The following is a 5633-nucleotide window of genomic DNA, read 5'->3' as shown; positions in this document are numbered from 1 at the left end:
CCGACGCTCAGCTGGTTCACGTAGAGGCCCGACGCATCGTCCTCCAAAGCGTGGAACAGCAAGCCCTGCTGCATCGGAGACAGAGGGTACACGTCCTCGACCTGCCGCCAGTCGAGGCCGGCTCCCGAGATCAGGCCGTCGAGGGCCGCCTGGTCGAGGCCCGAGACGGGCACGTCCGAGGGCGTCAGCCCGCCTGCCCCGCTCAGGCAATGCTCGGTGAGGCTGCGCAGGGCGGCGTGATAGGCCTGGGCCAGACGGGCCACGCTCGTGCGCTCGTAGCGGCGCGTGCCGTAGCCGAAGGAGACCTGCAGGCAGCCGCCGCGCACCCCGGCATTGATGGTCAGCCAGCGCCCGAGCGGCGCAGAGGCCGCCCGTGCGGGTCCTGCGCTCTCCGATGCGAGCCTCAGCCCCGAGCCGGCACTGAGGCTCGCATCGAACCGGCCGAGATAGTTGAAGCTGATCCGCGGCTCGGGACACGCCGCCAGGCGCGCGCGCTGCTCGTCCGAGCCCATCTGCGCCAGCACCCCGTAGCCGACGCCGCGCCGCGGGATCGCCCGCAAGCTCTCCTTCACGCCCGTGATCAGGCCGGCCGCGTCGCGGCGACCGCCCGCGAGACGCACCGGGAAGGCGCTGGTGAACCAGCCCACCGTCCGCGACAGGTCGAGAGACGGGCCCGCCTCGTCCTCCTCCGCCTCCCCTTCGCCCAGAGCCTCGCGGCCATGGCCCTCGAGTTCCAGCAGAAGCGCGTCCGAGGCAGGGGTCTCCGTGGAGTTCTCCGGGGCCGCGGCCTCCCGCCAGGCCGTCACCGCCTGCACCAGGCCGGCCAGGAGCAGGTCGTTGGCCTCCGTGCGGTAGGCCGTGCCGGCCGGACCCAGGAGACGCGCGGTCAGCTCGGCATCGAGCGCCAGCAGCTCTTCCGCGCCCTCCCCGTTCAGCTCTTCGCCCTCGGGCGCATGATCGCTCGGAAGCCAGGCGGCCTCTCGTGCCGCCTCTTGCGCTGACTCCTGCGCCTCCCCGGCCTGCGCGAGCCAATGATCGAGCTCCGCGGCGAGAGCGGCCGAGCCGGCATGGGACGACAGGCGGCGGCCCCAGGATGCGAAGCTCGCGCTCTTCGGGGGCAGGCTGACCGGCTCGCCGCGCAGGGCCTGGCCCAGGCCGAGCGAGAGATCCTCCGCCAGGATGCGCCACGAGACCCCGTCCACCACCAGGTGATGGATCGCCAGGAGGAGCCGGCGGCTTCCGTCCGGCAAATCGAGGCCGAGGCCGCGTAGCAAACGCCCCGAGGACAGCGACAGGCTGGCCTGGGCCTCGCCGCACAGGCGCGTCACCTCGGCCGCGACGTCGGTGCACTCCGCCGGGATGGTCCGGAGCCACAGGCGATCCGGATCGGCCTCGACCGGGCCGTGCTCGGCACTCCAGCCATCGGATCCTTGGCGAAAGCGCAGCCGCAGGGCGTCGTGATGCGCCACGATCGCCTCCAGAACGGAGGCCACCCTCGGCCAAGACACCGAACCCGCTGCCGCATCCGCCGGCAGCTCCAAGAGCACCGCCTGGTTCCAGTGATGCCGATCCAGCATCGCCTGGGCGAAGAACGCCGCCTGGATCGGCAGGAGCGGCATCCCGCCCGTCACCGGGCCGAGGCTCGCCTCATTCGCCTCGCTCCCTGCCTCGCGCCGGGCCGAGGCGGCCAGGGCTCCCAAGCTGCGATGGCGAAACACGTCCCGCGGCTCGATCCGCCAGCCGCGCTGGCGGGCCCGGCTCACCACCTGCAGCGAGACGATCGAATCCCCGCCCAGTTCGAAGAAGTCGTCGGAGACCCCCACCCGCTCGAGGCCGAGCACCTTTGCCCAGATCTCCGCGAAGGCCGTCTCAGCCTCCGTGCCCGGGGCCACGAACCCGGCCTCGCCCCCCGCCTCCGGAAGCGCCGGAGCCGGCAGGGCCCGGCGGTCGACCTTGCCGTTCGGGGTCAGGGGCAGCCCATCCAGCACCACCACATGCGCCGGCACCATGTAGTCCGGAAGCACCGCCCCCAGGGCCGCGCGCAGCGAAGCCCCATCCAGGCCAGCATCGCCCGCGCCGCCCGACGGCACCGCATAGCCCACGAGCTGCAGGCCCGACCCGCCCGGACGCGCCACCACCGCCGCCTGACCCACCCCCGGAAGCCCGCGCAGCCGCGCCTCGACCTCGCCCGGCTCGATCCGATGGCCGCGGATCTTCACCTGGTCGTCCGCACGACCCCGGTACAGGATCGTCCCGTCCGCCATCCGGCAGGCCAGGTCCCCCGTCCGGTACAGCCGCCCGCCAGGCCCCGACCCGCCCCCACCGAACGGATCCGGCACGAACCGCTCCGCCGTCAGCCCGGGACGGCCCCGATAGCCCCGCGCCAGGCCATACCCGCCAATGTACAGCTCACCCGTCACACCATCCGGAACCGGGTTCAGATCACCATCCAGAACATGACCAACGCGAGCACCAACCGCACAGCCAATCGGACATACAGAACCAGGAAATGAGGACGACGGAGACGGCCAAGCCAGCGGAGCGATGACCGTCTCCGTAGGTCCGTAGGCGTTGACGAGGCAATCCGCCGTGACGGCGCGCTGCATCGCCTCGAGACCGTCCCGCGTCCACGCCTCACCGCCGACGATCAACGTCCGCAAAGCCAGACGCTCGCCGCTTTCCGCCACAGCACCGCTCAGCCGATCGGCATAGGCCGGGGGCAGAAAAAGGCTCGTCACCGCTTCTGCGCGGATCTGCGCGACGAGGTCTTCGATCGACTGCTCGCGGCCACCGCCGAAGGTCAGCGAAGCACCGGCGATCAGGGGGGCCAGCCAGCGCTCGTGAGCGATGTCGAAGCCGATCGCGGGGAAGTGCAGCTCGCGATCGTCCGGTCGCATCCCGTAAAGGTCGTTGACCGCACGGCAATGCATGGCCAGAGGCCCGTGCGCCACCGCGACGCCCTTCGGCACTCCCGTGGAGCCCGAGGTGTAGATGACATAGGCGAGCTGGTGCGGATGGAGCGGCACCGCGAGATTGCCGTCGTCCTCGCTGTCCTCTTCGCCCTCCTCGGCGAGCAGGATCGGGATGCCCGTCGAATCCAGCCGTCCGCTCAGGCCAGCGCTCGTGACGACGTGACTTGCGCCGGCATCGTGCAGCATGGCGGCCAACCGCTCCGGCGGATGGTCCGGATCGAGGGGCAGATAGGCCGCCCCGGCCTTCAGGACGGCGAGCAGCGCGACGAGCAATCGCGGCGAGCGATCCAGCGCGACGCCGACGAGGCCGGCAGACGCGACGCCCGATGCGCGCAGGCGCCGCGCGAGCCGGTTCGCGGCGGCATTCAGCTCCCAATACGTCAGCGCGCCCTCTGACTGCACGACGGCGATCGCGTCCGGGCGACGCGCCGCGTGCTCCTCGATCAGCGAGACGACCGAGGTGTAGGGCGACGTCTCAGCGACCGATGTCCCGGCACGTGATGCAGATCGCTCGAGCAGCCCGATCGTGCCGACCGGGCGATCCGGCTCGGCGATCAACCGGCCCAGGAACGCGCGGAAATTCTCCGCCATCGCGGCCGCGGTCGCGGTGTCGAAAAGATCGACGGCATGGACGAGGCGACCGGTGATCGTGCCGTCGCCGCTCTCGCGTGTCGTCAGCTCAAGGTCGAAGCGGCAATGGCCGCTCTCCGAGCTCACTTCGGTCCATTCGAGGCCACCGATCCGGCGCGGCGCGCGGGAGGCGGGCTCGTGGCTGTAGGAGACCTGGAACAGCGGGTTGCGCGACAGGGCGCGTTCCGGCTGCAGGGCATGGACGAGACGGTCGAAGGGAACTTCGTCGGCACGGCCCTCGCCGATCGCGTCCCGCATCTGCGTCACGAGTTGTGCGAAGCAGCGATCCGGCCTCGGCGCGATGCAGAGCACCTGCATGTTCACGAAGAAGCCGACCAGGTCCTCCGTGTCTGCGCTGTTTCGCCCCGGCGACGGCGTCCCGATCGTGGGCGCTCCGGCGCCCGAATACCGCTGGAGAAACAGCGCGAAGCCGGCGGCGATCAGTGCGAAGGGCGACGCCTGGACCGATTGGGCGACGCGTTTCAGGCTCGCGGTGTCGGCGGCGTCGATCTCGAACGGCGTCGTGCCGCCGCGCTGGCTCGGTGATTCCGGTCGCGCGCGGTCGAATGGCAGCCTCAGGTCTTCATCCGCCGCCTCCAGGCGGGTGCGCCATCTGTCGATCTTCGGCTGATCGGCGCCGGCTTCGAGCAGGAGGTTTTCCCAGAGGGCGCAGTCGGCGGTGCGGGTCGGCGGTGCGGCGGCTGACGAGGGATCGCCCGCGACTCTTCGAGCATAGCCGTGCGCAAGGTCGCGCACGATGAGGTCCATCGACCAGCCATCCGACACGATATGATGGACCGTCAGGCGGAGCCGATGCTCCTGCGGGCCGAGGCGGACGAGCCGCACACGCAGGAGAGGCCCGGTTTCGAGATCGAAGGGCGCGGCCCTGTCCGACCGATCCAGCGCGGCGAGTTCGCGCTGGCGGGCGCCCTCGTCGAGATCGGCCAGATCCGTCCGCAGCAATGACAGCGGCGCGGGTGCATCGGCTCGCTGCTCGACTACGCCGTCCCGCTGTCGAAAGCGCGTGCGCAACGCCGCGTGATGCGAGACCAGCGCGTCGAGGCCTTGCTGCAAGAGGGCCGGATCGAGCGGGCCGGCGAGATGGATGCAGCCGGAGATGTTGTAGGCGGCGCTTTCGGGGGCGAGCCGAGCGAGGAACCAAAGCCGCCGTTGCCCCGAGGAGGCTATGCTCCATCCCTCACCGGCCAGTCCCGGCGGAATGGGGAGGCTCGATAGGTCGATGCCGATCTCGCGCGTCTTGGCGAGGAACGGCCTGCGCCTCTCTGCAGGGAGGGCGGCGAAGCGGCGAGCGATGTCGACCAGATGCGGATCGGCCATCGATCAGGCGTCCTCGAAGGCCGAGAGCAGCGCGTCGAGCTGCTTGGTCTTGGCACCGGCGACCGCACCGTGCTCGCCGGGTTCGAAAACGCGCGACAAGGCTTCGATGGTTGGCCGCTCGAAAAGGTCCTTGGGCGAGCAGGGTCGATCGAAGCGCTCACGCAGGCGCGAGACGACACGGATCGCCTGCAGGGAGTCACCTCCTTTTTCGAAGAAGTTTTGTGTGACGCCGATGTTGGGGATGCCGAGGACCTCGGCCCAGATGCTCGCGAGGGCTGTTTCGGTGGGGTTGCGCGGTGCGACGTAGTCGTCGCCGGTCTGGTGCGCGAGGGCGGCCTCCGGGGCGGGCAGCGCGCGTCGGTCGAGCTTTCCGTTGGGGGTCAGGGGGAAGGTGTCGAGCAGCACGAGATGAGCCGGGACCATGGCCTCGGGCAGCACGGCCGCCAGCTCGGCGCGGATCCGGGCGGTGTCGAGACCGGCGCCGTCTTGGCCGTGGCTCTCTTGGTCTTGCCCCTCTTGGCCGTAGCTCTCTTGTCCGTGTCCCTTGTGGGGGGTGATGTATCCGACGAGCTGGAGGCCCGATGGGGAGGGCCTTGCGAGCACGGCGGCCTGGGCGATGCCGGGCAGCGCCCTGAGGCGGGCCTCGACCTCGCCCGGCTCGATGCGGTGTCCGCGGATCTTGACCTGGTCGTC

The 5633-nt window shown here is 70.7% G+C and carries 2 protein-coding genes; both read right to left on the bottom strand.

Going from position 1 to position 5633, the window contains the following annotated elements; all coding sequences use genetic code 11:
• On the bottom strand, nucleotides 1–4940 hold a 4940-nt coding region (locus GGR33_RS25645), incomplete at its 3' end, for a non-ribosomal peptide synthetase (protein ID WP_183516086.1).
• A 3-nt stretch (nucleotides 4941–4943) separates the two neighbouring features.
• Nucleotides 4944–5633 (bottom strand): phosphopantetheine-binding protein (locus tag GGR33_RS25640; RefSeq protein WP_183516085.1); only part of this gene is annotated, 690 nt, incomplete at its 5' end.

Source organism: Methylobacterium brachythecii (assembly GCF_014196345.1).
Taxonomy (GTDB): Bacteria; Pseudomonadota; Alphaproteobacteria; order Rhizobiales; family Beijerinckiaceae; genus Methylobacterium; species Methylobacterium brachythecii.
This window is presented reverse-complemented; position numbering and strand designations above follow the sequence as displayed.